At 68.4% G+C, this 22,684-nt stretch carries 20 protein-coding genes; 5 read left to right on the top strand and 15 right to left on the bottom strand.

Annotated features, from left to right (window positions below; all coding sequences use genetic code 11):
- Nucleotides 1-39: 39 nt before the first annotated feature.
- The 5 genes from AB0F43_RS14590 to AB0F43_RS14570 form a co-directional block, all read right to left on the bottom strand.
- Nucleotides 40-1,467, bottom strand: a complete 1,428-nt coding sequence (locus AB0F43_RS14590) for a class II fumarate hydratase (RefSeq protein WP_360475438.1) — start codon at nt 1,465-1,467, stop codon at nt 40-42.
- Between the two features lie 200 nt (nt 1,468-1,667).
- Nucleotides 1,668-2,315, bottom strand: a complete 648-nt coding sequence (locus AB0F43_RS14585; RefSeq protein WP_360475435.1) for a hypothetical protein — start codon at nt 2,313-2,315, stop codon at nt 1,668-1,670.
- Nucleotides 2,316-2,336: 21 nt separating this feature from the next.
- Complete coding sequence (locus tag AB0F43_RS14580; RefSeq protein WP_360475432.1) at nt 2,337-3,038, bottom strand: hypothetical protein; 702 nt, start codon at nt 3,036-3,038, stop codon at nt 2,337-2,339.
- Nucleotides 3,039-3,222: 184 nt separating this feature from the next.
- Nucleotides 3,223-4,557: a PhoH family protein gene (locus AB0F43_RS14575; RefSeq protein ID WP_360475429.1), complete on the bottom strand. Its 1,335-nt coding sequence runs from the start codon at nt 4,555-4,557 to the stop codon at nt 3,223-3,225.
- A gap of 1,431 nt (nt 4,558-5,988) precedes the next feature.
- Nucleotides 5,989-6,768, bottom strand: coding sequence for an isoprenyl transferase (locus AB0F43_RS14570; protein ID WP_360475426.1), 780 nt, complete (start codon nt 6,766-6,768; stop codon nt 5,989-5,991).
- A 272-nt stretch (nt 6,769-7,040) separates the two neighbouring features.
- Here AB0F43_RS14570 and AB0F43_RS14565 point away from each other — a divergent pair, with 272 nt between their 5' ends.
- The 3 genes from AB0F43_RS14565 (at nt 7,041) to AB0F43_RS14555 (ending at nt 9,575) form a co-directional block, all read left to right on the top strand.
- Complete coding sequence (locus tag AB0F43_RS14565; RefSeq protein ID WP_360475423.1) at nt 7,041-7,727, top strand: hemolysin III family protein; 687 nt, start codon at nt 7,041-7,043, stop codon at nt 7,725-7,727.
- 88 nt (nt 7,728-7,815) lie between these two features.
- Nucleotides 7,816-9,003 (top strand): phosphotransferase, encoded by a 1,188-nt coding sequence (locus AB0F43_RS14560; protein WP_360475420.1) that lies wholly within the window; start codon nt 7,816-7,818, stop codon nt 9,001-9,003.
- Between the two features lie 62 nt (nt 9,004-9,065).
- Nucleotides 9,066-9,575, top strand: a complete 510-nt coding sequence (locus tag AB0F43_RS14555) for a hypothetical protein (protein WP_360475417.1) — start codon at nt 9,066-9,068, stop codon at nt 9,573-9,575.
- Here AB0F43_RS14555 and AB0F43_RS14550 read toward each other — a convergent pair.
- The 6 genes from AB0F43_RS14550 to mca all read right to left on the bottom strand — a co-directional run bounded on the left by AB0F43_RS14550 (nt 9,572) and on the right by mca (nt 17,752).
- Complete coding sequence (locus AB0F43_RS14550) at nt 9,572-10,987, bottom strand: M20/M25/M40 family metallo-hydrolase (RefSeq protein WP_360475414.1); 1,416 nt, start codon at nt 10,985-10,987, stop codon at nt 9,572-9,574. The two genes, AB0F43_RS14555 and AB0F43_RS14550, sit on opposite strands and share 4 nt — an antisense overlap.
- A gap of 89 nt (nt 10,988-11,076) precedes the next feature.
- Nucleotides 11,077-13,146 carry a M4 family metallopeptidase gene (locus tag AB0F43_RS14545; RefSeq protein WP_360475411.1) on the bottom strand — a complete coding sequence of 690 codons (2,070 nt, stop codon included), beginning with the start codon at nt 13,144-13,146 and terminating at the stop codon, nt 11,077-11,079.
- 221 nt (nt 13,147-13,367) lie between these two features.
- Entirely contained in the window at nt 13,368-15,344 is a 1,977-nt protein-coding gene (locus AB0F43_RS14540; RefSeq protein ID WP_360475408.1) for a thioredoxin domain-containing protein, read from the bottom strand.
- 9 nt (nt 15,345-15,353) lie between these two features.
- The gene (locus AB0F43_RS14535) at nt 15,354-16,349 is read right to left on the bottom strand and encodes a CopD family protein (RefSeq protein ID WP_360475405.1); all 996 of its coding nucleotides are present in this window, start codon (nt 16,347-16,349) and stop codon (nt 15,354-15,356) included.
- A gap of 181 nt (nt 16,350-16,530) precedes the next feature.
- Nucleotides 16,531-16,848, bottom strand: a complete 318-nt coding sequence (locus AB0F43_RS14530; protein WP_360475402.1) for a hypothetical protein — start codon at nt 16,846-16,848, stop codon at nt 16,531-16,533.
- A 40-nt stretch (nt 16,849-16,888) separates the two neighbouring features.
- Nucleotides 16,889-17,752, bottom strand: a complete 864-nt coding sequence (mca, locus tag AB0F43_RS14525) for a mycothiol conjugate amidase Mca (protein ID WP_360475400.1) — start codon at nt 17,750-17,752, stop codon at nt 16,889-16,891.
- A gap of 58 nt (nt 17,753-17,810) precedes the next feature.
- Between mca and AB0F43_RS14520 the strand changes: the two genes are divergently transcribed.
- Both AB0F43_RS14520 and greA read left to right on the top strand, forming a co-directional pair.
- Nucleotides 17,811-18,239: a DUF4307 domain-containing protein gene (locus tag AB0F43_RS14520; RefSeq protein WP_360475397.1), complete on the top strand. Its 429-nt coding sequence runs from the start codon at nt 17,811-17,813 to the stop codon at nt 18,237-18,239.
- A gap of 498 nt (nt 18,240-18,737) precedes the next feature.
- Nucleotides 18,738-19,250: a transcription elongation factor GreA gene (gene greA, locus AB0F43_RS14515; protein WP_132324853.1), complete on the top strand. Its 513-nt coding sequence runs from the start codon at nt 18,738-18,740 to the stop codon at nt 19,248-19,250.
- Nucleotides 19,251-19,580: 330 nt separating this feature from the next.
- Here the strand turns inward: greA and AB0F43_RS14510 are convergent, their stop codons facing one another.
- The 4 genes from AB0F43_RS14510 to AB0F43_RS14495 all read right to left on the bottom strand — a co-directional run bounded on the left by AB0F43_RS14510 (nt 19,581) and on the right by AB0F43_RS14495 (nt 22,617).
- Nucleotides 19,581-20,015 (bottom strand): VOC family protein, encoded by a 435-nt coding sequence (locus AB0F43_RS14510; protein ID WP_360475395.1) that lies wholly within the window; start codon nt 20,013-20,015, stop codon nt 19,581-19,583.
- 14 nt (nt 20,016-20,029) lie between these two features.
- The gene (locus AB0F43_RS14505; RefSeq protein WP_360475392.1) at nt 20,030-20,620 is read right to left on the bottom strand and encodes a TetR/AcrR family transcriptional regulator; all 591 of its coding nucleotides are present in this window, start codon (nt 20,618-20,620) and stop codon (nt 20,030-20,032) included.
- A gap of 94 nt (nt 20,621-20,714) precedes the next feature.
- Nucleotides 20,715-21,563: an ABC transporter permease gene (locus tag AB0F43_RS14500; protein WP_360475389.1), complete on the bottom strand. Its 849-nt coding sequence runs from the start codon at nt 21,561-21,563 to the stop codon at nt 20,715-20,717.
- A 76-nt stretch (nt 21,564-21,639) separates the two neighbouring features.
- Nucleotides 21,640-22,617, bottom strand: a complete 978-nt coding sequence (locus tag AB0F43_RS14495; RefSeq protein WP_360475386.1) for an ATP-binding cassette domain-containing protein — start codon at nt 22,615-22,617, stop codon at nt 21,640-21,642.
- Nucleotides 22,618-22,684 lie beyond the last annotated feature (67 nt).

Genomic DNA, 22,684 nt, shown 5'->3' with positions numbered 1-22,684 from the left:
CCGGCTCCCAGAAGCGCCCCGGCCCAGGCACCGCCGCCGTCACGACTCGACCGGGCTCTGGGCCGGAGCCTGGGCCGGCCTGGTCATCGACAGTACGTCGAGCGCCGCGTCCAGCTGCTCCTCGGTCAGATCACCCTTCTCGACGTGGCCGTTCTCGATCACGACCTCGCGGATCGTCTTGCCCTGCTTGAGGGCGCTCTTCGCCACCGCGGCCGCGTTCTCGTAGCCGATGTAGCGGTTCAGCGGGGTGACGATCGACGGCGACGACTCGGCCAGCGCCCGGGCGTGCTCGACGTTCGCGGTGATGCCGTCGACACAGCGCTCGGCCAGCAGGCGGGACGAATTCGCCAGCAGGGTGATCGACTCGAGCAGGTTGCGCGCGATCACCGGGAGCATCACGTTCAGCTCGAAGTTGCCGCCGGCGCCGGCGACCGTGATCGTGGTGTCGTTGCCCATCACCTGGGCGGCGACCATCAGCGTCGCCTCGCAGATCACCGGGTTCACCTTGCCCGGCATGATGCTCGACCCCGGTTGCAGGTCGGGCAACTGGATCTCGCCCAGCCCGGCCCGTGGCCCGGACCCCATCCAGCGCAGGTCGTTGCAGATCTTGGTCAGGCTGACCGCGATCGTCTTCAGCTGCCCCGACAGCTCGACCAGCCCGTCGCGCGCCCCCTGTGCCTCGAAGTGATCCGCCGCCTCACTCAGCTCCAAGCCGGTACGGCGGTTCAACTCCTCGATCACCTTGGCGGCGAAACCCGGTGGCGTGTTGATCCCCGTCCCGACCGCCGTCCCTCCCAAGGGCAGCTCGGACACCCGCGGCAGCGTCGCGCGGACCCGATCCGCACCACGGCGGATCTGCATCGCGTAACCGTCGAACTCCTGTCCGAGCGTCACCGGCGTCGCGTCCATCAGGTGGGTCCGGCCGGACTTGACCACCTCGACGAACTCGGAACCCTTGTCCGACAGGGATTGCGCCAACTGCTCGAGCGCCGGCAGCAACTCCTGGACGACGCCCGCGGTCGCGGCGACATGGATCGCCGAGGGGAAGGTGTCGTTACTGGACTGGGACGCGTTCACATGGTCGTTCGGATGCACCTCGGTGCCGAGCTCGCGGGAGGCGAGGGTGGCGAGCACCTCGTTGGTGTTCATGTTCGTCGACGTCCCCGAGCCGGTCTGGAACACGTCGATCGGAAACTCCCCGTCGTACTCCCCCGCGGCCACCTTGTCCGCGGCGGCGACGATCGCGTCGGCCTGCGCGCGGTCGAGGACGCCGAGCTCGGCGTTCACCACCGCGGCCGAGGCCTTGATCTGGGCGAGCGCGTGCACGAGCGCCGGCTCCAGCGGCCGGCCGGAGATCGGGAAGTTCTCCACCGCACGCTGGGTCTGCGCCCGCCACAACGCGTCCCGAGGCACCTTGACCTCGCCCATCGTGTCGTGCTCGATCCTGAATTCGACGTTGTCACCCATACCTGCAGAGTACGTCGCTCAGCGCTGTCGGCCCGCCCTGATATCCATACCTGTGGACAGTGCCAATGCCCCCCGGCCGACACAGGAGCCGACCAGACGTCCTCACCGGGCAAGACCGTCGCGGCGGACGGCGACCCGACCGGTCTCACCGGCGCCGTCACCTACGAGCACGACGAGCAGGGCGCTCGCATCACGGTCGACTACGACCTGCCCTGATACACGTAGTACGTCTCGGCCCGTCCCTGCAACTGGACCGGGACGGGCTTGACCTCGCACCCGCCGAAGACTGACGCGACAGCGTTCTCCAGGGCCGCGGACGAGGACGACGACCAGATGGTCAGCGCACCATCGGGCCGCAGCTTCGAGGCGCACTGTTTCAGGAACGACGAGGAGTAAATGGCGGAATTCTCGTTGTAGACAAGGAAGTCCGGCCCGTTGTCGACGTCCAGCAGGATGGCATCCAGCGAAGCGTCGTCCTGGGCAGGCACCACTTCGCGTACGTCGCCAACGACCACACCCACCCGCGGATCGTCCAGCACGGACGGCACCAGGCCGGACCGCATCCACGCGACCAGGTCCGGCTCGATCTCGGCGACCACGACCGATCCCAGGCGCGGGTCAGCCAGGAGCGCCCGCACGGTGTAGCCGAGCCCCAGACCGCCCACGAGCACCCGGTCAGAACGTCGTACCGAGGCCAGAGCAGCTGACGCCAGCAGCTCCTCGCTGGAGGTCTCCACGTCGTCCATCACGAAGACGCCGTTCACCCGCAGCTCCAGCGCGCCGTCGCCGCTCCGCCGCCGCAGCACCAACTCTCCCCGCTCACTAACCGCCCGCGCCACCTCGCTCACGGGATCAACAGTAGGAGAGGATCAGTACCAGCCTTTGGCCTGGGAGTGGGCCCAGGCGGAGCAGGGGGAGCCGTAGCGGTCCTCGATGTAGTCGAGGCCCCACCTGATCTGGGTGACCGGGTTGGTGCGCCAGTCGGAGCCGTATGACGCCATCCGGTTGCCGGGCAGGGCCTGTGGGATGCCGTACGCCGAGGAGGTCGGGTTGTCGGCGTCGACGCGCCAGCGGGACTCCTTGTTCCACAGCTTCTCCAGGCAGCTGAACTGGCTGTCACTCCAGCCGTGGTCAGCCAGGAGGTTCTTCGCGACCTCCTTGGGCGTGCCCTCGAGCTTCTTTCGCTCGGCGTCGCGGCTGGCGCGCTCTTCCCTGGAGCTCTCGTTGGTCTTCCGCAGCGCCTCGTACCGCCGCAGAGCCGCGTTCTTGGCGTCCCGCTTGACCTGGGCCTGGTCCTGCGCCGCTTTTCGGGCCTGCTCGACGGCCTCGAGCTGATTGCGCATCCGGGCAACCTCCCGGGCATGCTCCTCGGCGCTGAGCGACGGCGTGGCCGACGGAGTACTGGCGGCGCGTGCCTTCTCGCTGTTCAGCACGGCCATCTCGGCCCGACCTGACACCTGGCCCGAGGCCGCACTGCTCCCGGGGGAGGTGAAGAGGTCGATACCGGCGACAACGGAGACGACCGCGATCCCACACACTGCGAGAGCCGCGACGGAGCGCTTCGCTTTCATCTGTCCTTCCGAGAAAACCCGACCCCCGTCGGCTGCAACAGGAACATACTCTGGACTAAAGAGACCGTGATCACAAGCAGGTCACAAAGAACGGTGCGGCCGCCTGACAGGCGGCCGCACCGGGTACTGCGGAAGTCTTACCTTTGCTTTACAGACTCCTATGACCTAAGAGCACAAACGCTCCTTACAGCTGCAGGTCGTCGAGCATCTCGGTGACGAGGGCGGCGATCGGGGACCGCTCGGAACGGGTCAGCGTGACGTGGGCGAACAGCGGGTGCCCCTTCAGCTGCTCGACCACCGCGACCACACCGTCGTGCCGGCCGACCCGCAGGTTGTCCCTCTGGGCGACGTCGTGGGTGAGCACCACCCGCGAGTTGGCCCCGACCCGGGACAGCACTGTGAGCAGCACGTTGCGCTCCAGCGACTGAGCCTCGTCCACGATCACGAACGCGTCGTGCAGCGACCGGCCCCGGATGTGGGTCAGCGGCAGCACCTCGAGCATGCCGCGGTCCATCACCTCGTCGATCACGTCAGCACTGGTGAGCGCACCGAGCGTGTCGAACACGGCCTGCGCCCAGGGCTGCATCTTCTCCGACTCCGAGCCGGGCAGGTACCCGAGCTCCTGGCCGCCGACCGCGAACAGCGGCCGGAACACGACGACCTTCTTGTGCTGCCGCCGCTCCATCACCGCCTCGAGCCCGGCGCACAGCGCGAGCGCCGACTTGCCGGTGCCGGCGCGGCCGCCGAGCGAGATGATCCCGACGTCCGGGTCCAGCAGCAGGTCGAGCGCGACCCGCTGCTCCGCCGACCGGCCGCGGATCCCGAACGCCTCCCGGTCACCCCGGACCAGCCGGATCCGCTTGTCCGGCATCACCCGGCCGAGCGCGCTGCCCCGCTCGGACAGCAGCACCAACCCGGTGTGGGTCGGGAACTCACCGGCCTGCGGAAGCTCCAGTACGCCGTTCTCGTACAGGTCGTCGACCTCCTGGGTGCCGACCTCGAGCTCGGCCATCCCGGTCCAGCCGGACTCCAGCGTCAGCTCGGCCCGGTACTCCTCGGCCATCAGGCCGCAGGCCGACGCCTTGACCCGCATCGGCAGGTCCTTCGAGACCAGCGTGACGTCCTTGCCCTCGGCCTTGAAGTTGCAGGCCACGGCCAGGATGCGGCTGTCGTTGTCGCCGAGCCGGAAGCCGGCCGGCAGGGTCTCCGGATCGGTGTGGTTCAGCTCGACCCGGAGGGTTCCACCGTTCTCCCCCACTGGCAGGGGCGCGTCCAGACGTCCGTGCAGGGTCCGGAGCTCGTCCAGCAGCCGCAGCGCGGTGCGAGCGAAGTAGCCGAGTTCCGGGTGATGCCGTTTGCCCTCCAATTCGGTGACGACGACCACCGGGACGACCACCTCGTGCTCGTCGAACCGCATCATCGCGTGCGGGTCGGACAGCAGCACGGAGGTGTCCAGCACAAAAGTGCGCTGGGCCGGTGTGGATGAGGTACTTGACGCCTTGGCGTGGGTGGCAGCCATGTCGCACGTCCTCTCGGGCCGCGACGTGCACCACGCCCGGCCCACCAGTGGTTAGGTGATGGACCGGGAGTTGAGGGCCCCGGGGTCTGGTGCAGACCCCGTCCGCTGCGCCGCACGAGCGTCAACGGGAACCAGTGAGATCGAGACCTCGGGTCTCGGGCACTCCGTTCTGCCCCTCATGGGGCAACCGGCTGGCGAACTATTCTCAAGCTGATCGGGCCTCCCGGACAGCCGGCTTCCCCTCCGACCGTCACTTAGGAGGGTAGATCCGCCGCACAAACGGCGCAGCCCGACACGCGCGTCCGCGGGGTTAACGGCTTGTTACACCTTGTCCACCCTGCGAGGGAGATCGCTCACTCTCCGGAGTGATCCGGTACGGCGCCCGCTCGCGCGACGCTGACGGCATGCGAAAACACTGGCCGAAACTGACCGGATATGCGACAGCCGTCTGGTCCTTCGCGTACGGCGTACTCGGCGTCTACTGGTCATTCGGCGGAGCCGGCTACCCGTTCGCGAAGGTGGCGGACGACCGCGCGACCGGCTCGATTCTGGAGGGGTCGCCGGCCGATGTGGTCGCGCCGGTCATGGCCGTGGTCGGCCTCGGCGGCGCCATCCTCGCGCTCGTGATGACCAGGCGGCGGGCACGCGGCTGGGTCCTGCAGACGATCGCCGGGATCCTCGCGGTCGGCATGGCCCTGGTGATCCCCGACTACACCTTGATCGCACTGCTCGCGTTGTCGCCGGCACTTGCCGTCTTCGCGTTCACCGGCGTACCGGGCCCTCAGGACCTGGGCGACATCCTGTACTGGCACCGGCTGAACCTGGTCATCATCTTCGTCGGCGGTCTGCTCTGGGCCGCGACGGCGATCGCGTACCACCGCCGCAGCCGCCACGCCTGCGTCTCCTGCGGCCGCAGCGAGCGGCCTGACCAGGGCTGGACCACGCCGGAGTCCGCACTGCGCTGGGGACGCTGGGCGGTCGCCGTCGCGGTGGTGGCGAACCTTCCGTACGAGTTCACCCGCGTGGCCTGGTACTTCGGCTGGCCGCTGGGCATCACCGACGAGTTCCACCAGATGATGGCGGACACTCCCGGGATGCTGGAGATGGGCCTCGGCCTGGCCGTGATGGGCATCGCCGGCAGCATCCTGACCCACGGCCTGGTGCGGCGCTGGGGTGAGGTCTATCCACGCTGGATCTGGTTCAAGGCCGGCCGGCGGGTGCCGCCGCTGCTGGCGATCATCCCCGCCTCGACGGTGGCCGTCGTACTGATCCCCGCGGGCCTCATGAACGCTCAGCTCCCGACGGACGCGGACAACTGGGCGGTGAACCTCCCGGGCGTCCTGTGGGTGCTCTGGGGAGCAGGACTCGGTACGGCGACGTACGCCTACTACCTGCGACGTCGTACGGCGTGCCGCCGGTGTGGACGCGGTGTCACGTCCCGAACCGGCGCTCCCGTTGTGCATAGCTCCGGATCGCCCGCAGGAAGTCGACGTGCCGGAAGTCCGGCCAGAGCGCCTCGCAGAAGTAGAACTCGCTCAGCGCGCTCTGCCACAGCAGGAACCCGCCCAGCCGCTGCTCACCCGACGTACGAATGACCAGGTCCGGATCGGGCTGGCCCTTCGTGTACAGGTGCCGGGCGATGTGCTCGACGTCGACGCGCTCGGCCAGTTCCTCGATCGAGATGCCCTTGGCCGCCTCCTCGAGCAGCAGCGAGCGGACGGCGTCGGCCAGCTCGCGGCGGCCGCCGTACCCGACCGCGACGTTGACCAGCATCCCGTCGACGCCCTGGGTGGCCGTCTCGGCCGCCTTCAGCGCCTCCGCGGTGGCGCCGGGCAGCAGGTCGAGCGCACCGACCGGGTGGATCCGCCAGCGGCCGATCGAGGTGAGCTCCTCGACCGTCTGCTCGATGATCCGCAGCAGCGGCTCCAGTTCGTCGGCCGGGCGGCTCAGGTTGTCGGTGGAGAGCATCCAGACGGTGACCACCTTGACGCCGACGTCGTCGCACCAGTCCAGGAACTCGGAGATCTTGTTCGCCCCGGCCTCGTGACCACGCGACACCGGGTCGCCGACCGCCCGGGCCCAGCGCCGGTTGCCGTCGATGATGACGCCGATGTGCCGCGGGATCCGGTCCGGCGACAGGGACCGGCGCACTCGACGCTCGTACAGGCCGTACACCGCGTCGCGCAGCTTCTGCTTGCCTGGTGTCCGCATGGGCAGGTTGCTCTCCTCGAAGGCTCTCAGGGCTTCGAGGCTAGCCCAGATTCGACCGTCGCGAGAGGCCGTGGCGAGCTGCAGAACGGCTCGGGAGAAAGTCCCGGCCGGCGCCGAACTTTCACCGCAGTTCGTGCGTCGGACACGCCAGGGGAGGTGTGCGATGGTGGTGATCTCGCCTACATTTCATCCTTCTGGACCATTGAAGCTACGGTTCCGTAGGTTACGGTTGCGTAGGTAAGACCACCGCCCGGCACCTCGAAAGGACGGCGATGACGGCTGCCAGCTCCCAGCCCCAGGAACTCGGTCACCGGATCTCCGGGCGGCTCAAACCCAAGCTCCGCGGCTGGCTGCATGCCGGCACCTTCCCGCTCGCGACCGCCGCCGGCATCGTGCTGATCTGCCTGGCCCCGGGTACGAGCGCACGCTGGGCGGCCGCGGTCTACACACTGGGCGCGATGCTGCTGTTCGGCATCTCCGCGCTCTACCACCGGTTCTACTGGGGCCCGGCCGGCGAGGCAGTCCTGCGCCGGCTCGACCACAGCAACATCTTCCTGCTGATCGCCGGCACCTACACCCCGCTCGGCATGGTGCTGCTGAGCGGCAGCGACCGGGTCCTGCTGCTCAGCATGGTCTGGGGCGGAGCGCTGCTGGGCATCCTGTTCCGGATCTTCTGGGTGCACGCGCCGCGCTGGCTCTACACGCCGATCTACCTGGCGCTGGGCTGGGTCGCGATCTTCTGGATGGGCGACTTCTACCACCAGGGCGGCGCCGCCGTGGTCACCCTGATCGCGGTCGGTGGCGGGCTGTACTCGATCGGTGCGGTCGTCTACGGCACCAAGCGGCCGAACCCGTCACCGCTGTGGTTCGGCTTCCACGAGATCTTCCACGCCTTCACCGTGGCCGCGTTCATCTGCCACTACATCGCGGTCAGCATCGCGACGTACCGAGCGGGTTGAGTTTCGGAAACTTCCGTGCCGGCCCTGAAGACTGGCTGAAGATCCTCCCGCACGATGGGCAGTAGACATCGCGTGGGGGGACACTGCCATGATCAGCGCACTGGAGCCGTTGGGGCGCGACGCCCTGGCCGAGGACGACTTCGCCGCTCTCGTCCGGACCATCACCGGCCATCCGGAGGCCGACCCGGGGGACGTCAGGGTCGAGCCGGTCGACTACCCGATCGGTACGCCGAGCACCGAGGCGCTGCTGCGCATCTTCGGTACGGCGACCCTGCCCACCGGTGCGCCGGAGACGTACACCGTCGACTGGTCCTGCTTCGTCAAGAAGCTGCGGTCGGTCCGGCACTGGCCATTCCTGCACATGGTGCCTGAGCCGTTCCGGGAGGTCTTCGTCCAGAACCTGCCCTGGCAGCTGGAGATCGCGGTCCACCGCAGCGGGGTCGCCGACCTCCTCCCCGACGGCATGCGGCTGCCCAAGGCCTACCGGATCGATCTGTACGACGACGACCGCGGCACGGTGTGGATGGAGAACGTGATCCAGGAGCCGGGCCCGTGGCCGCTGGAGCGGTTCGAGCGCGCGGCATACCTGCTCGGCCGGCTGTCCGCCCGTCGCCAGCCGCATCTCGTCGAACCGCTGCTCCCCCGCGGCGGCGCCTTCAACCAGCCCGGCTACGCACTGCGCTACTACACGAACGGACGCGTGATGATGTCCGCGCTGCCGGCTCTCGCCGATCCGGAGACCTGGCGCCATCCGTTGCTCGCCGCCGCCGTGTGTCATCTGGGTGACCACCGGCTGCGTGACGACCTGCTCACGCTGGCCGAGCGGCTACCCGCCGTACTCGATGCTCTCGACGCGCTGCCGCAGTGTTATCAGCACGGCGACGCGAGTCCGCAGAATCTCCTGGTACCGCGGGGGAAACCGGACGAGTTCGTGGTGATCGACTGGGGGTTCGACTGTCCGCAGGCGGTCGGGTTCGACCTCGGTCAGTTGCTTGTCGGGCTCGCACACGCCGGTGAACTCTCACCCGAGGCGCTGCCGATCGTGCACAAGACGATCGTCAAGGCGTTCCTGACCGGCCTGGCCGAGGACGGGATGGAGGCGACCGAGGAGCAGGTGCTGTACGGCTATCTCGGCTCACTACTCGCCCGCGCCACGTTCACCGCGCTTCCGCTGGAACAGATCAGCAAGCCCGGCGACGACGCCGGCCTCGCGATGTTCGAGCATCGGGTGATGCTCACGCGCGCGCTGGTGGATCTGGTCTCCACGGTCGTCTAACGACCGGATCTCAGTCGTGTCACAGCTGCAACGAACGCAGCGGCCCCGGGTATCCATGGTGCGTGAGGAACCTCAGCAGATACGCAGCGGCCGCCGCAGTGGCGGGACTTGCCCTGACCGGCTGCGGTAATGAGTCCGACGGCGGCGTGGGCGGCACCCCGTCCAGCACGCCCACACCGACGATGCCGACGGTGACCCAGTCGACACCGGTCGGAACTGCCCTGCCGCTCGTCGTCACCCGGACCGGTGGTTTCGCCGGCTTCGACGACAAGGTGGTGATCGACCCCGACGGTGTCGCGACGGTGAGCTCGCGCGGCAAGGAGACGGTCCGCTGCACGCTGGACAAGTCCCTGCTGACGTCCCTCGCCACGGCCGCGCAGCAGGTCGACTGGGCGAGCCTGCCGATGGTCAAGCCGACCACCCGGCACCCCGACGACATGATCGTCGCCGTCACCGCCGACGGTAAGACCGCCCGGCTGGAGGAACCGGCACTGAAGCCGATGGCGGCTCCGGTGAGCACCCTCCTCACCGAAGCCACCATCCCGCCGGGCAAGCGGTGCAAGCCGGTCTAGCTCGTCGTCACCGCGACATCGTCGATCACGAAGCTCGTCTGCAGCGACGAGTCCTCCTGACCGAGGAACCGGACCGTGACCGTCTTTCCCTTGTAGGCAAGGACGTTCAGGGTCTTCTGGACGTACGACGAGTTCTTGTTCAGGTTCGAGTACGTCGCCAGCGTGGTGGTCGTGGAGCCGTCGACGATCTGCACCTTGACGGTGTCGTACACGGTCGAGGTCGTCGTCTCCGCGGTGTCGATCCGGATCCACAGCGACAGGGACGCGGCGGTCGCGGTGGACGGAATCGCCACCGCCTGGCCGAGGTTCTCGGTCGTGGTCCGGCCGTTGCCCTGCAGCCACGCCTTGTAGCTGCCGCCGTGCGCCGGCCGCGAGGTGCTGTTGGTGATCACCCCGGTGGTGCCGGTCCAGTTCACCGCGCCCGACTCGAAGCCCGGGTTCTGGAGCAGGTTGCCCCCGGTCGGCGGCGGGCCTTCGCTGTAGTCCTTCTGGGCGTAGTTCCAGACCATGTGGCCGATGGCATCGATCTGCCGGTCCAGCGAGGTCAGGTCGATGTTGCTGATGGTGTCGCAGGAGCGGTGGTAACAGCGGTCGAAGGCCTGTCCCGCCGTACCGCCCCACTTGGCCGCCTGGGCGGACGTCTTCGTCCCCTCGGCGCCGGAGAACGTGCCCGCGGTCGGGATGCCGAGCGACCGGAAGGCCGCGTGGTCGGACCGGCCTTGGACGTCGACGAACTCGGTCTGCACGTTCTTGCCGGCGAAGTACGACACCAGGTCGTCACGGGCGCCGTTGCCCGCGGGATTGTCGTCGTACACGAAGTAGCCCGGGTTCGGCGACGCGATCATGTCGAAGTTCAGGTACAGCTCGATCTTGGCGCGTTCGGCCACGGGCAGGTTGTTGACGTAGTACTTCGAACCGAGCAGGCCGAGTTCCTCGGCACCCCAGAAGCCGAACCTCAACCGGTTCCTGGGGGTCTGGCCGCTGGCAGCGTAAGCGAGGGCGGTTTCGAGTACGCCGGCGCTACCTGAGCCGTTGTCGTTGATACCCGGACCGGAGCTGACCGAGTCCAGGTGCGAGCCGGCCATCACGACGTGGTTCGCGTCGCCGTGCGGCCATTCGGCGATGACGTTGTACGACGTACCGGCCGAGGTGGAGAAGGACTGCAAGGTGGTGGTGTAGCCGGCCGCGTCGAGCCTGGCCTTCACCCAGTCGGCGGACGCCTTGTAGCCGGGGCGGCCGGTGTAGCGGTTGCCGCCGTTGTTGGTGGCGATCGACTGGAACTGGTCGAGATGCGCCTTGGTGTTGGTGACGGAGATGTCGGGTGACTCGACCGCACCGGCAACGTTGCCGGGGGCAATCACCGCGGCGGCCAGCACGACGATGCCGGCTCCGGAGTACAGGGACTTGCGCATGGGGGTCTCCTTTGGCCTCACACAAAGGAAGTCCGGGACGCGGGGCCTGGGCGGAGGCCACGCGCCCCGGACGAGTCACCGCGGCTGGATCAGCTCGCGGTCAGCGAGGTGTCGTCGACCACGAAGCTGGTCTGCAACGACGAGTCCTCGTTCATCAGGAACCGCACCGAGATCGTCTTGCCCTTGTAGGCGGTCACGTTGAACGTCTTCTGGGTGTAGGTGGTGTTCTTGTTCAGGTTCGAGTACGTCGCCAGCGTCGTCGTGGTCGCACCGTCGACGATCTGGATCCGGGTCCGGTCGTACACGGTCGAGGTGGTCGTCTCGGCGGAGTCGATCCGGATCCAGAACGACAGGGTTGCGCTGGTCGCGGTCGCCGGGATGGTGACCTGCTGGGAGACGGTCTCGGTCGAGGTGGTGCCGTTGCCACCGAGCCAGAGCTTCCAGGTGCCGGTCCGGGCCGGACGCCCGGTGTTGTTGGTGATCGGGCCGGAGGTGCCGGTCCAGTTCACCGCGCCGGACTCGAAGCCCGGGTTCAGCAGCAGGTTGCCGCCCGGCGGCGGCTCGGTGCTGCCACCGCAGGTCGCCGCACCGGCCGGGACGGAGATGCCGTTGAACGCGGCCTCGATCCCCTTGCACTGGGTCGAGTCGGCGCCGTACAGCTCCTTGGCCGAGTTGATCGCGCCTTCGCGGGCGTCCTTGTAGGTGCTGCCCGAGCTCAGCTTGGTGCTCAGCGTGCGGTACCAGACCTTGGCGGCCACGTCGCGGCCGACCGGCGTGATGGTGGCGCCGTTGCAGGCGGTGCTGCTGTGCGTCACGCCGCCGATGACCTTGCTGCCGGTGCCCTCGGAGGCCAGGTAGAACCAGTGGTTCAGCGGACCGGACGAGTAATGCGGGTCCATGCCGCCCGTGCTGGTCGACCAGCAGTCCACGCTGCGGCCGTCCTTCGACGGCTTGTCCATGTAGCGCAGCGGGGTGCCGTTGCCGTTGATGTTGATCTTCTCGCCGATCAGGTAGTCACCCGGGTCGGACGAGTTGTTCGCGGAGAACTCCACCGCCGTACCGAAGATGTCGGAGGTGGCCTCGTTCAGTCCGCCCGCGTCACCGGAGTAGTTCAGGTTGGCGGTCGCCTCAGTCACACCGTGGCTCATCTCGTGGCCGGCGACGTCGATGCTGGTCAGCGGCCGCGCGTTGCCGGAGCCGTCTCCGTACGTCATCTGAGTGCCGTCCCAGAAGGCGTTCACGTACGCGTTGCCGTAGTGCACCCGGGAGCGGGCGCCCTGGCCGTTGTTGAAGATGCCGTTGCGGCCGTGGACGTTCTTGTAGTAGTCCCAGGTCAGCTGGGCGCCGTAGTGCGCATCCACACCGGCGGTCTGGCGGTTGGAGGTCGCGCCGTTGCCCCAGGTGTCGTCGGGGTCGGTGAACGTCGTACCGGCACCGGAGGTGGCGCCGTTGAGGTCGGTGGTGTAGTTACCACCGCGGCTCGGGTCGCTCATGGTGTAGCTGCCCGTGGTGCCAATGCTGACCGTGCCGGAGTACATCGAGTTTCCGGTACCGGTCTTGATCTCGTCGTCCTGAGCCAGCACGGCGCCAGACTTGGCGTCGATGAAGGAATGCAACACCGACGGAGTCTGGTCCGCCTTCACACCGGTGGTGACGACCTCGTAGGCGAGCACGGGCTTGGTCGGGGTGACGAAGACGACCAGTGAGCCCTTGTTGCCGGTGGCCTTGAACTTGGCGGCCTTGGCGGCGGTCGACAGCGCGGCCGACTGGGACAGAGTCGGCTTCGTCGGTACGCCGACGGACTTGGCGCCGCGGTTGTAGGTCACCTGGCCGATCGTCGCGCCCTTGCGCTTGACGATCAGGTCGCCGCCGACTACCGGCAGACCGTTGTAGGTACGGTCGTAGCGAACGTACTCGGTGCCGTCCGCATCCTTCACCACGTCACGGACTTTGAGCACCTCACCACTCGCGAGTCCTAGAACTGCGGCCGTCTGCGCGGTCAGCGCCTGTTCGGCCTGGACAGCGGCCGGCTGGTTGAAGCCGGATGCCGGGAGCGGAGCCGCACGATCAGCGGCTCCCGCGGGCGAGCCGGTGAACGAAGCGGCAAGTCCTGCTGCCGCGACGATGGCCACCGCCCCTGCTGATGTCAGTCGCTTCAAGACAACATCTCCTCACGGTGTGGTCGCTGTTTGGGCGCAGCGACCAATTCAGTTGGGGACGCCGGATGCTGGCGCAACAGTGCCACTGCTCAGCGGTGACACTGCGTGTCAGGACATGCGAGATCTGTTACATCCGACTGATGGCGAACTCTCCAGTGCGCGGGGCCAGGAGTCAAGGGATTCCCGCGAAACCGCAGGGAAAACCCGCACTGCGCTCGTTGTCAGTTCGCGGTTGTCAACTCACGGCGAAGGTCTTCCGGCAACACCACTGGCAGCCGGCAGGTGAACTTCTGACACACGTACGCCGCCGGCCGCCCGTCGACCAGGCCACGGCCTTCCATCAGCGGTACGCCGAGACCGGGCTCGCCGTGGACGATCGCCGTACCCCACGGAGCAGTGGCCAGCGCGGTCCTGCTCAACTCCGGGGAGGTGCCGACGATCGCGATCTCCAGCGGGCCGGAGGCAATGGTCTCGGCGACGGCGAGGGCCCGGCCGGCGAACCGGGGCGCGCGGGCGGCGATGGTCGCGGACGCCTTCAGGGCCTGTTCGGCCGCGGACTCGTACCGGACTGATCCGGTCAGGCTGGCCAGGGTGGTGAACGCCTCGGCGGCCAGGCTCACACCGGACGGGCTGGCGTTGTCGGTCGGGTCCTGCGGACGCCAGACCAGCTCCTCGGCGTCCGCGGCCGTGTCAAAGTAGGAGCCATCGGCAACAAACTGCTCGAGTACCCGGTCGAGCAGGGCTTTCGCGGTCTCGAACCACTCGATGTTGCCGGTGACACCTAAAAGAGTGAGACAACCTTGGGCGTACGCCGCGTAGTCCTCGAGCACACCGTGGGCGGTTCCCCGGACCCCGTCCCTCGAGGTCCGATGCAGCCTGCCGTCGTCGCCGAGGTGGACGTCCCGGACCAATCCGGCCGCTCGGCTTGCTGCCTCGACGTACTCGGACTTGGCGAGGATGACGCCGGCTCGGGCGAGCGCGGTGATGGCGAGACCGTTCCAGGCGGCGACCACCTTGTCGTCGCGGCCGGGGTAGGTGCGGTCCGCTCGCTTGGCGCGCAGGGTGGCGCGGATGCGTTGCCAGCGGTCGGGGTCGTCCGGATCGCTGCGCAGCTGGAGGACCGACGTGCCGTGCTCGAAGGTGCCGGTGACATCGCAGAGGTCGATGACCCACCGCGCGTCGTCCTCGGTCAGCGCTTCGCGCAACTGGTCCGGCGTCCAGACGTAGTACTTGCCTTCCTCTCCTTCGGTGTCCGCGTCGAGTGCGGAGGCGAAGCCGCCTTCCTCGGTGCGTAGCTCGGCGAGCAGGAAGTCGGCGGTCTCCTCGGCGATGCGCTTCGCCAGCGGGTTCTCGCTGACGGTCCACCACTGCGTGTAGACGTCGAGCAGCAGGGCGTTGTCGTACAGCATCTTCTCGAAGTGCGGGACGATCCACTGGCCGTCGACCGAGTATCGCGCGAAGCCACCGGCGAGCTGGTCGTACATACCGCCGCGGGCCATCCGCTCGCAGGTCGCCGCGACCATCGCGAGCGCGTCCTCCGAACCGGTACGGCGATGATGGCGAAGCAGGAAGTCGAGCACCATCGACGGCGGGAACTTCGGCGCGGACCCGAACCCGGCGTCGACCGGATCGAAGTCGGCCCTCAGCAGCGCGACCGCCCGGTCCAGGTCCACCAGCTCACCCTGCTGGACCTGCTGAGCACCCAGCTGCTCGACCACCCGTCGGCCGATGCCGTCGATCTGGTCGCGCTTCGTCCGCCAGGCGTCGACCAGCGACTCGAGCACCTGCCGGAAGGACGCCATACCACTGCGCGAATCGGCCGGGAAGTACGTACCGCAGAAGAACGGCTCGGCGTCCGGCGTCAGGAACACCGACATCGGCCACCCACCGTGCCCGGTCATCGCCACCGTCGCGGACATGTAGATCGCGTCCACATCCGGCCGCTCCTCGCGGTCCACCTTGATATTCACGAAGTGCTCGTTCAGGTAGGCCGCCGTCGCCTCGTCCTCGAACGACTCGTGCGCCATCACATGACACCAGTGACAAGCCGAATACCCCACCGACAGAAACACGGGCACATCCCGCTCCCGAGCCTCCGCGAACGCCCCCTCCGACCACTCCCGCCAAGCCACCGGGTTCCCGGCGTGCTGCCGCAGATACGGGCTCGTGCTCCGGCCTAGCTCATTGGTGGACGCCATACCCCCACGTTAGGCGGTCTGGGAGAGGGCGACGGACAGGCCCAGGGTCAGGGACATGGCGAGGAGCTCGAAGGTGACCAGTTGCCAGAAGGGGCGGTTGCCGTCGAGTAGGTTGCTGGTGGCTTTGCGGCGGTGCAGCCAGGTGCCGATGATGAGGATGACGAAGGCGGCGATCTTGGCCAGGAGGAGTGCGCCGTAGGCGTCCGCGGTGAGGACGTCGGGCAGGGAGCCCCAGCCGCCGGCCTTGGCCGCGAGCCGGCCGGCTCCGGTGAGCAGGCCGCTCAGCAGTACGGCGATCGACGAGATGATCGCGACCTGGTTGAACCGCTCGAGCACGATCGGGAGTCCAGCGCGACTGGCCCGCCCGTACCGGACCAGGCCCGCGAGACCGCCGATCCAGCTCGTCGCCGCGATCACGTGGACGACCAGGGCCGCGCCCGCGATGACGACGTACGACTCGTTGCGCGGGTACGCCGTGACCGCGGTCGGGATGAGGGCCGCGATGGCCACGAGTACGCCGAGACCGGCCGCCGCCGAGGTCTGGACGCGGCGGATGCCGATCGCCAGCGCGACCACGAGGATGCCGGTGATCAGCAGCGCCTTGACCTCCGGGACGCCGAGCGCGTCGTCCAGCCGGAGCCGGAGCAGGTCGACCGGAGTGTCGAGCAGGATCGCGGCGGTGACGACCGCGCCGGCGAACGCCGAGACCGCCCAGATGATCGCCGAGTTGCTGGCGTCCCGCACGGCCCGCCGGCCCTGGACGCCGAGCGACCCACCCTCGATCCGGAGCAGGACGACGGCGGCCAGCAGAGCACCCGCGCAGCCGACGGTCGCGAGCGTGGCGATCAGCCGGAAGAACGGCAACGACCAGTCGACCAACAGGCCCGGCCCGCCGATCCCGCCGAGGTCGCGCGGTTCACTGCCGGCCGCGAACAGCGCCACCACCAGCGCCACCGAGGCTACGACGACCGCGCTCGCACCACCCGCGACCAGACGTCCGGGCATGCGGTGCCGGGCGGCGCGGGTCGCTGTCCCCCGACCCGGGCGGTGGGGCGGGGTCAGAGGCGACACTGAGCGTCGCCGCTCTCGGCACGGTTCAACACGCGGCTCACTATAGGGTCAGCCAGCAGTGGGCTGCCCAGTCCGACACCATCTCGTGATGAGGGGGTCGGGAGATTGCCCGGGTTCAGTGCGGCGAGTGCGCCTTGCCGTCACTCTCTGTCGACTCGGCCGGCTTCGTTTCCGGGTCAGACGTCGTCCGGGCGTCCGTCGCCTTCGGCTCGGCATCGCCAGCCGGGGCCGCTGAGCTGTCCGCGCTCGCTGGGGCGTCGGACGGTGCTCGGTCGCGCGCACCAACGTCGTCGAAGTCGATCTTCTTCAACTGCTTGCCCATGTTGCGCATCAGCAGCACCGTGGCGGCACCGAGCGCCAGCACGATCAGCAGCGCGACCCAGCCGGGGCGCACCGAGTTCGGATCGATCTCGGTCGTCACAAGGGTGGTCATCGCTGTCACGCCACCAGTCTCTCACTGTCCGCGCCCGCCGTCAGCGCAGCCCCGCGAACAGGTCGTCTTCGGGCAGTTCGGACTCCACCAGGCTGCGGGCCAGCTCGTAGTCCTCGGTCGGCCACGCCTCCTGATGTACCTCCAGCGGTACGGCGAACCACGCGCCGTCCGGGTCGATCTGGGTGGCGTGGGCGAGCAGCGCCTTGTCCCGGGTGGCGAAGTACTCGGCGCACTCCACCCGGGTGGTGATCCGGCGCTCGTTCTCCGGGTCCGGCTTCCAGTCCTTGAGGCGTTCGGCGTACGGCGACTCCAGGCCGCGCGCGACCATCCCGTCGTGCAGCGCCTTCATCCGCTCGTAGTGGAACGTGTGGTGGTAGTACAGCTTCAGCGGCTGCCACGGCTCGCCGAGGTCCGGGTAGGCGTCCTTGTCCCCGGCCGCCTCGAACGCGGCGACGGTGATCTGGTGGCACATCACGTGGTCCGGGTGCGGGTAGCCGCCGTTCTCGTCGTACGTCGTGACGACCTGCGGACGGAACTCGCGGATCAGCTTCACCAGCGGCGCGGCCGCGTCCTCCACCTTGAGCGCGGCGAAGCAGCCCTCCGGCAGCGGCGGCAGCGGGTCGCCCTCGGGGAAGCCGGAGTCGACCCAGCCCAGCCACTCCTGCCGGATGCCGAGGATCTCCCGGGCCGCGTCCATCTCCTTGCGGCGGATCTCGCTGATGTTCTCGAGCACCTCCGGCCGGTCCATCTTCGGATTCAGGATCGACCCGCGTTCCCCACCGGTGCACGTGGCCACCAGGACCTCGACGCCTTCGGCGACGTACCGGGCCGTCGACGCGGCTCCCTTGCTCGACTCGTCATCAGGGTGGGCATGCACATGCAACAGCCGAAGATCTCCACTCACAAGACACAATGGTCCTCCAACCCCGGCCCACCCGCACGACCGACCCCCTGGACCTCCCTTGACTGAGCCATCACCCAGTGTTCCGACGCCAGACCTCGACGCACGGTACGGACGAGGTGGACGGTCGCGCCGGCCGTTGGTCATCGGAGTCGTGGCCGTGGTCGTCGCGGTCGGGCTGGTCTGGTTGCTGTGGGCCGCGTTCGTGCAGTCGAACCCGCCGGTGACGTCGCGGCTGCTGGGCTTCGAGATCACGTCGGCGACCAGTGCGAAGGCGAGCATTCAGGTCGACCGTACCAAGTCCATCGAGGCCAGCTGCCGCCTGCAGGCGAAGGCCGCCGACTTCTCCATCGTCGGCGAACTCACCATCACGGTGCCGGCCGACTCCCCCCGTCACCAGACGCTGCCCGCCACCCTCACCACCCAGCGCGCCGCCACCTCGGTCGTCCTCATCGGCTGCACCACCTCGGACACCCCCCGCCCGCACTGACGCATGCTCCAGAGTCATGGCTTCAGGCCGGGCCGTCGTACTTCTTGAGCGCCGCGACCAGCGCCGCCCCGGTGACTTTCAGGTGCTTGCGCACTACCTGCTCCCGTACGCCGATCCACGGCAGCCGCCGCCGCGGCCGCGGTTCGCGGGCTCGGCCGGCGTTGGCTCCACATCCATTTCAGTCCCCTGCCCCTGCCGGTCGACTGCGATCCGGCCGGCAAAGATGACGCCGGCGGGGCGGTCCAGGTCGCGCTGACAACGGACGCCGTACCGGAAAGTGCAGGTCAGGAACCTGCCCCGGTGGTGCCTGGCAACCGATTGCCGGGGACCTGCTCACGATGTGGGAAAAACCATTCGGCAAGCGATCTCCCCGTGCTTGAGGGTGAAAAGAACTGTGGGGTTCCGGGCCGTGACTTGCTACGCTCAGTGGATTGGTCGCCGTCGACGACGGCGGCCAGCAGCATTTCTGCCCCATCCCACCGACACAAGGAGCAGCCCGTGACGCAGCGGATCGAAGAGGACAGCGTTGTCTGGCTGACGCAAGACGGTTACGACCAGCTGAAGTCCGAGCTCGAGCACCTCAAGGGCCCGGCTCGTGCCGAGATCACCCAGCGCATCAGCGAGGCCAGGGACGAGGGCGACCTCAAGGAGAACGGCGGGTACCACGCCGCCAAGGACGAGCAGGGCAAGATCGAGGCCAGGATCCGGCAGCTGGAGGACATGCTGCGCCGGGCCCGGGTCGGCGAGACCCCGAAGGCCGGCGCGAAGATCGGGCCGGGGATGAAGGTGTCGATCAAGTTCGCCGGTGACGACGACGTCGAGACGTTCCTGCTCGGCTCCCGCGAACTGCTCGCCCTGGACGCGTCGGTCGACATCGACGTCTACTCGCCGCAGTCGCCGCTGGGATCGGCGATCCTCGGCAAGAAGAAGGGCGACAAGGCGACCTACGAGGCGCCGAACGGCAAGGACGTGACGGTCGAGATCGTCGCCGCCGAACCCTTCACCGGCTGACCCCACCCAAGCTCGAGCGCCCGGTGGGACTCCCACCCGGGCGCTTCGCATTTCTCGGGGTAGGCCGGGGTATCAGCCACGCCGTACGTCGGGTGCGCCTACTCGCTTGCCCACGGCCGCACGCGGGCGGGCGATCCGGTGCTGCCTGGCTCAGGTAGCTCAGGTTCGGGACTTTGCAGGTTGCTTCCGGCTGACCGTCGGCGGCCACGCAAAGTCCCGAACCTGAGCGGTTGGACAGGAGCCGGCGTCGCGTGGGACGCGAGGCGTGCGCGGCCGGCGCGGGCGCGGCCGGTGCGGGCGCGACCGGCCCGTGCGCGACCGGCGCGGGGATTAGTGGGTGGCCGGGGCGAAGAGTTCCAGCTGGATGTTGTCTTGGTCTCGGAAGACGAGGACTGAGGCGTAGGGCTCGTCGGCGATCGGGGACTGGGTCAGGGGTTTGTCGGCGGTTTCGGCGCGGACCACGCCGTGGGACTCCAGGTGGTCCTGCCAGCGTTCGAGGTCGGCACGGGTGGGGACGGTGAAGCCGGCGTGGTCGAGGCCGGTCACGGTTTCCTTGCACAACCCGCCGTCGTTGGTGTCGTGGTGGTGCAGGGCGATCATCAGCTGCCGGTCCTCGTCGGCCAGGATGCGGCCCACGCCGCCCTGGTGCGGTACGTCGAGCACCGGTCGCACCCCGAACACTTCGCCGTACCACTGGACGCTCGACTCCAGGTCGGTCACGGTCAGGGCGAGGTGGTGCAGTCTGGGCTGGGTCACGTTGGTCATGGTTCCCCCTTGCGTTACCGGCGTTCCCCGAACTGAGCGAGGAACATCCGGGTGACGTCCTCGGCGAGACGGCTCCACCGGTCGCCGCCAGGGTCGTTGGAGACCTGCTGGTCGACCAGGCCGGTGTTGATCGCCGTCCAGATGTCGAGGTGCCGCGGATCGTGCGCGCCGTTGCGCGCGAGGAGTTCGCGGGTGGCGTCCAGCGCCTTGACCGCCAACTCGTAGGACTCGGCCGACGGCGTGAACCCGGGCACCGCGTGCTGGAACAGCAGCTGATACCGCGGTACGTCGGAGACACAGAACGCGATGAACGCCCGTACGTCGGCCAGCAGATCCTGCTGTGGATCGCCCGTCACCGGCAGCGAGGCCTTGCACTCGACGAAGGCCTCGGCCGCCTGCGCGAACATCGCGTCCAGGATGGCGTTCTTGGACTCGAAGTACGCGTACACCGTCGGCGTGGTGATACCGGCCCGCCGCGCCAGCTCACGCAACGACAACGCGGCCAGTCCATCGGCCCGGACCAGCTCCCAGGCGGCGGTCAGCACCGCGGCCCGGGCATTCTCCCGCCGCGCCTCCCGCCAGTTCGCCGCCGGTTTCTTTAACATAGTTCGAAGTATTTGCACGCCGTATAAATATTGTCAACGGCTCGGGACGTGCGACGGCGGCCGGACACGCAGGTCCGGCCGCCGATCGACTGGTTCAGTGACTGGTTGCGCTGCGGTACTTGCGGACCGCGAGCGGCGCGAAGATGACGATGATGACCGTGCACCAGATCAGCGAGAGCAGGACCGGGTGCTGGGCCGGGAAGCCGTCACTGGCGAATGGGGACGGGTTGCCGAACAGGTGCCGGCAGGCCGCGACGATGGAGGAGATCGGGTTCCACTCCGCCACCGGTTGCAGACCGCCGGGCAGGTTCGGCGTCGGGACGAAGGCGTTGGACAGGAATGTCAGCGGGAACAGCCAGATCAGGCCCGCCGACGCCGCGACCTCGGGCCCGCCGACGGACAGGCCGATCAGCGCTCCGACCCACAGCATCGCGAACGCGAACAGCAGCAGGATCGCGAACGCCGCCAGCGCGTTGCCGAACCCGTTGTGCCAGCGCCAGCCGACGATGAACCCGCAGAGCACCATCACGACCATCACGAACGCGTTGAACACCAGGTCGCCGATCACCCGCCCGGCGATCACCCCGGACCGCGCCATCGGCAACGACCGGAACCGGTCGATCAGGCCCTTGGACATGTCGTCGGCCAGCCCGACACTCGCCGACGCGACCGCGAACGCCATCGTCTGGGCGAAGATCCCGGACATCAGGAACTCCCGGTACGCCTTCGCCCCCGGCGCACCCGGGATCGGGATCGCGTCACCGAACACGTACGCGAACAGCAGCACGAACATGATCGGCTGGATGGTCGCGTAGATCAGCATGTCCGGCGTCCGCGGGATCCGCTTCAGGCTCCGCCACGCCAGCACCCCCGCGTCCGTCACCGCCCGGCCGACCGGATTCACCCTGGCCGCCTCACCGGCCCGAACCTCCGGCATGCTCATCGACGTCCTCGCTTCGCTCCGGGCGCCGATGAGACACCAAACACCCCGTGCTTGATGGTGAACTCGCTCCGCTCCTTCACACCATCTCCTTGTCTTCTGCCTCGTGCCCGGTGAGGGTGAGGAACACGTCGTCCAGGGTCGGCCGCCGCAGGCCGATGTCGGCGATCCGGATGCCGGCCCCGTCGAGGGTGCGGATCACGTCGACCAGCGAGCTCGATCCGCCCGGCGCCGGCACGGTGATCCGCCGGCTGTGCTTGTCCATCGTGGTCGCGTCCGGGTCGGTGATCTCGAGCGCTGCGGTGAGCAGTTCGAGCGCCCGGCCCGTCTCCTCCGGATCGTGGACGACGACCTCGATCCGCTCGCCGCCCACCTTCGCCTTGAGCTCGTCCGCCGTACCGCGGGCGATGACCGAGCCGTGGTCGACCACCGCGATGCTGTCGGCGAGCTCGTCGGCTTCTTCCAGGTACTGCGTCGTCAGCAGGATCGTGACCCCCTCGCTGACCCGGTCGCGGATGATCTTCCACAGGTCGAGGCGGCTGCGTGGGTCGAGCCCGGTGGTCGGTTCGTCGAGGAACAGCACCTTGGGATGGGCGATCAGCGATCCGGCCAGGTCCAGCCGGCGCCGCATCCCGCCCGAGTAGGTCTTCAAGATCCGGTCCGCGGCCTCGGTCAGGTCGAAGATCTCCAGCAGCTCGTCGGCCCGCTGCTTCGCCTGCTGGCTGCCCAGCCGGTACAGCCGGCCGAACATCCACAGGTTCTCCCGGCCGGTGAGCAGCTCGTCGACGGCGGCGTACTGACCGGACAGGCCGACCAGCGAGCGGACCGTGTCGGCCTCCTTCACCACGTCGTGCCCGAGCACGCGGGCCGAGCCCTCGTCCGGTGCCATCAGTGTGGTGAGGATCCGGACCGTCGTCGTCTTACCCGCACCATTCGGCCCGAGCAGCCCGAGGACACTCCCCTCCGGCACGTCGAGATCGATCCCGTCGAGTGCCTTCACCGTGTTCTTCCTGGACCTGAACGTCTTCACGAGGCCAGTCGCCTCGATAGCAGCCATGCCGCCCGTCCCCCTTCTGGATGTGATGCGGGCCACCATCCTTACCGAGGCCGCCGACAGTTTCGAC

The organism is Kribbella sp. NPDC023972 (assembly GCF_040639075.1).
Taxonomy (GTDB): domain Bacteria; phylum Actinomycetota; class Actinomycetes; order Propionibacteriales; family Kribbellaceae; genus Kribbella.
This window is presented reverse-complemented; position numbering and strand designations above follow the sequence as displayed.